Source organism: bacterium (genome assembly GCA_040756715.1).
Taxonomy (GTDB): domain Bacteria; phylum UBA9089; class UBA9088; order UBA9088; family UBA9088; genus JBFLYE01.
The window spans coordinates 1-3,447 of record JBFLYE010000065.1 but is presented as its reverse complement, the minus strand read 5'-3'; the positions used below and the strand labels follow the sequence as shown (position 1 = coordinate 3,447).

Genomic DNA, 3,447 nt, shown 5'->3' with positions numbered 1-3,447 from the left:
GTTTTATAAAATTTTTTCCCTTTTAATTCAAAATTCAACATTCAAAATTCATAATTTTATAAAGTTTTCCTTAAGATTATCTAAACACATACATTTTGTAAAGCGTTATGGAATTAACTATAATATTATTTCCTACTTTGTCCTTTCGGATTTCCTGCCTTTCTTTCATTTTAACTTCCTTTCTTCTTCTCGTCTACCTAAACACATACTCTCGCTTTGGTTTAACAGGCTTTGTAAAATAAAATTGACAAAAGGCTACCCTAAAGTTACAATAAAAATATGGCTATAGATCTTGAGCTTTATAAAACAATAGAAACCATTGTAGAAGAAAAAACAAAGGGTATAAAGGTAGACAGGGAGGAGTTTAACCTTCTTGCCAATGAGGTAAGGAAGCTTGCCATTGCTCAGAGAGAAACCCAGAAGGAGGTAAATAGGCTTGATAAAGCTTTGCAAGAGCTTGCCGAGGCACAGAAAAGGACAGAACAGAGGGTAGAAGAGCTTGCCGAGGCACAGAAAAGGACAGAACAGAGGGTAGAAGAGCTTGCCGAAGCCCAGAAAAAAACGAACCAAAGATTGGGTGGTATATCAGATACCATTGGCTATGAGCTTGAGGAAAAATACTACTCCATCTTTCCTTATGTGCTAAAGGAGGATTTTGAAATTAAAGTAGAAAAAGAATTTGAAAGGAGATTCTTTATCTATCCTGATGGCAATGAGGATGAGATAAATATCTATGCTGAGGCAACAAAGAATGGAAAGAAGATATACATCATTGGAGAATCTAAGGCAAGCATAGGAAAAAACGATATTAAGGATTTTTCAAAGCTTATTAAAAGGGCAAGAAATTACTTAAAAGCCGATATATTCCCCTTTTTCCTTTGTTATTCAATCCATCCCAATGTAGAGGCATACCTTAAAAAAGAATATCCCCACATAAAGCTTTACAGGTCTTATGAGCTTTCCAGAAGGGCAAGAGAAAAGGGAATCCATTTATGAGAGGAATCCTAAAAAGGATGTTCTGGTTGTAGGCGGAGGGATTGCTGGTCTAACCTCTGCCATTGAGATAGGAAAGATCGGCTATAAAGCTTTAATTGTTGAGAAGAAATGTTAAATTTTGATGGAGATTTTTAATAACGAATGAAAACGAATAACAACTAATCACACGAATAATCACTTAAAATTCGCTATGATGCGAGCAATCCGTTTTTAAAATTTACCATTAAAGCGATTTCTGACTCTTTAGATAAGGAGGCTTAAACACAAGATAGTGTGTGTTTATCTGTTTAAACATTTTGAGATTGTAACTACACACATTCAAAAAGCTTGACAAAAGTTTAGGTAATTAGGTAATTATAGTATCTTCCATTACTTAGTGCAAAAATAGATAGGGTTGTGTTTATCTGTTTAAAAATTCATCCACCTTTTAAGAAATTTTGAATTCTAAATTTTGAATTTTGAATTGAAAAAGGTTTAAGTTTTATAAAATTTTTTCCCTTTTAATTCAAAATTCAACATTCAAAATTCATAATTTTATAAAGTTTTCCTTAAGATTATCTAAACACATACATTTTGTAAAGCGTTATGGAATTAACTATAAGTTGATCAGTAAGGTGGGGTATTCCCTCTGTTGGAAGCATTGGTTAGGAAATAAGGGTGTTGGTTTTGAGATTACCCTGGCCGATGGTTTAGTAATCTCAAGTGAAAATATCAAAGGGGTAATTAACCGGCTTTTATCAATATCGCCTAATTGCCTTAAGAGGGTCAAGCCAGATGACCGCAACTATGCCCAGCAAGAATTTTTTGCATTCTTTTTAAGCTGGCTCTATAGCATACCTTGCCCTATTTTAAATCCTCCAACGCCCCAAGGGCTCTCGGGTCAGTGGCGACATATATCAGAGTGGATTTATCTTGCCTCAAAGGCAGGGCTTCCCATAACCCCTTATAGGCAAGGGAGCAAAATTGGCAAAGCCGATCTTTCCAGAAAGCACATTTCTCTCCCGGTAAACACAGCTATTGTTGTGGCAAGATATGTAATTGGAGAAGGGATAGATTCTGATATACTTAAAGCCTGCCAACGCCTTGCAGAGCTTGCCAAAACACCCCTTCTTGGCATTGATTTTGCTTTTGATTTAATGGGTGGGTTAAGATTTATTGGTGCAACACCCCTACCTGATCTTAGGCTTGGTGGAGAAAGGTTGCTAAGTGCACTAGCATCTGTATTATTAGAAAGATGATTATTCTATGTGGTATTCCATCTGAGGCGCCAGTTGCAATGGTTAGTAAAGAGTTAACAAAAATGGGTGTGCCTTACGCCATATTTAATCAGCGAAACTTTGCCAATATAGAAATGGATTTTGAGATATCAAAAGAAAAGATAACCGGTTTTCTCAAGTTGGAAGAGAGAAGCTATCGCCTTGAGGATATTTATGGTGTATACCTCAGGTTAATGGATTATCAACTTTTACCCGAACTTAAAGATGAACCACCAAACTCGCCAAAACAAAATTATAGCCGTATCCTTCATGAAACATTGGTAAATTGGTGTGAGATTACCCATTGTCGTGTGGTTAATCGGAGTGCACCAATGGCATCTGGTTGCTCTAAGCCCTATCAAGCCCAGATCATTCGCAAGAATGGTTTCTTGATCCCAGAGACCCTTATTACAAATGACCCAGAGCTTGTCCAAGAATTTCTTATTAAACATAAAAAGATAATCTACAAGTCGATAAGTGGAATACGCTCTATTGTTCAAACTCTCAATGAGAAGGATTTAGAGAGAATAGATTCTATTCGAGGCTGCCCCATTCAATTCCAGGAATTTATAGAGGGGACTATAGTATCTTCCATTACTTAGTGCAAAAATAGATAGGGTTGTGTTTATCTGTTAAAAATTCATCCACCTTTTAAGAAATTTTGAATTCTAAATTTTGAATTTTGAATTGAAGGTTTAAGTTTTATAAAATTTTTTCCCTTTTAATTCAAAATTCAACATTCAAAATTCATAATTTTATAAAGTTTTCCTTAAGATTATCTAAACCCATACATTTTGTAAAGCGTTGTGGAATTAACTATAATATTAGGGTACATACTGTGAATACAAAAGTCTTTGCCACCATGATTAATACTGATGCAACTGACTATCGCTATGCATATAAGGCAGAGTTAAAGGAATTTAAGTTACCTGATGAAATTGCACAGCGATGTATTAGGCTTTCTCAGGACATTGGACTGACATTTGCTGGCATTGACCTTATGATTACACCCAATAACCAAGTTTTTTGTCTTGAGGTTAATCCCAGCCCAGCTTTTAGCTACTATGAAGCCCATACAAAACAACCAATTGCTCAAAGTGTGGCTTGTTATTTGGCATATGGAAACTAGCCCATAAGAAAGACAAGAAATGCCTGTTTGAAGAAGGAGTGAATTTTGAATTGTTCTTTTGAATTT

Annotated in this window: 5 protein-coding genes; all 5 read left to right on the top strand. The window is 35.5% G+C overall.

The window, feature by feature from the left end:
• Positions 1-279 precede the first annotated feature (279 nt).
• The 5 genes from AB1397_02715 (at position 280) to AB1397_02695 (ending at position 3,381) form a co-directional block, all read left to right on the top strand.
• Positions 280-996 (top strand): DUF3782 domain-containing protein, encoded by a 717-nt coding sequence (locus tag AB1397_02715; protein MEW6481904.1) that lies wholly within the window; start codon positions 280-282, stop codon positions 994-996.
• Positions 953-1,111, top strand: a complete 159-nt coding sequence (locus AB1397_02710; GenBank protein ID MEW6481903.1) for an FAD-binding protein — start codon at positions 953-955, stop codon at positions 1,109-1,111. Before AB1397_02715 ends, AB1397_02710 begins: the two co-directional genes overlap by 44 nt.
• Before the next feature lie 487 nt (positions 1,112-1,598).
• Positions 1,599-2,234 carry a hypothetical protein gene (locus AB1397_02705; protein ID MEW6481902.1) on the top strand — a complete coding sequence of 212 codons (636 nt, stop codon included), beginning with the start codon at positions 1,599-1,601 and terminating at the stop codon, positions 2,232-2,234.
• Positions 2,231-2,854, top strand: coding sequence for a hypothetical protein (locus AB1397_02700; protein MEW6481901.1), 624 nt, complete (start codon positions 2,231-2,233; stop codon positions 2,852-2,854). Before AB1397_02705 ends, AB1397_02700 begins: the two co-directional genes overlap by 4 nt.
• 107 nt (positions 2,855-2,961) lie before the next feature.
• Positions 2,962-3,381 (top strand): hypothetical protein, encoded by a 420-nt coding sequence (locus AB1397_02695; GenBank protein ID MEW6481900.1) that lies wholly within the window; start codon positions 2,962-2,964, stop codon positions 3,379-3,381.
• Positions 3,382-3,447 lie beyond the last annotated feature (66 nt).

Coding starts and splice junctions, on each gene's coding strand:
- AB1397_02715 (MEW6481904.1), top strand. CDS start 280: ATGGCTATAGATCTTGAGCTTTATAAAACAATAGAAACCATTGTAGAA.
- AB1397_02710 (MEW6481903.1), top strand. CDS start 953: ATGAGCTTTCCAGAAGGGCAAGAGAAAAGGGAATCCATTTATGAGAGG.
- AB1397_02700 (MEW6481901.1), top strand. CDS start 2,231: ATGATTATTCTATGTGGTATTCCATCTGAGGCGCCAGTTGCAATGGTT.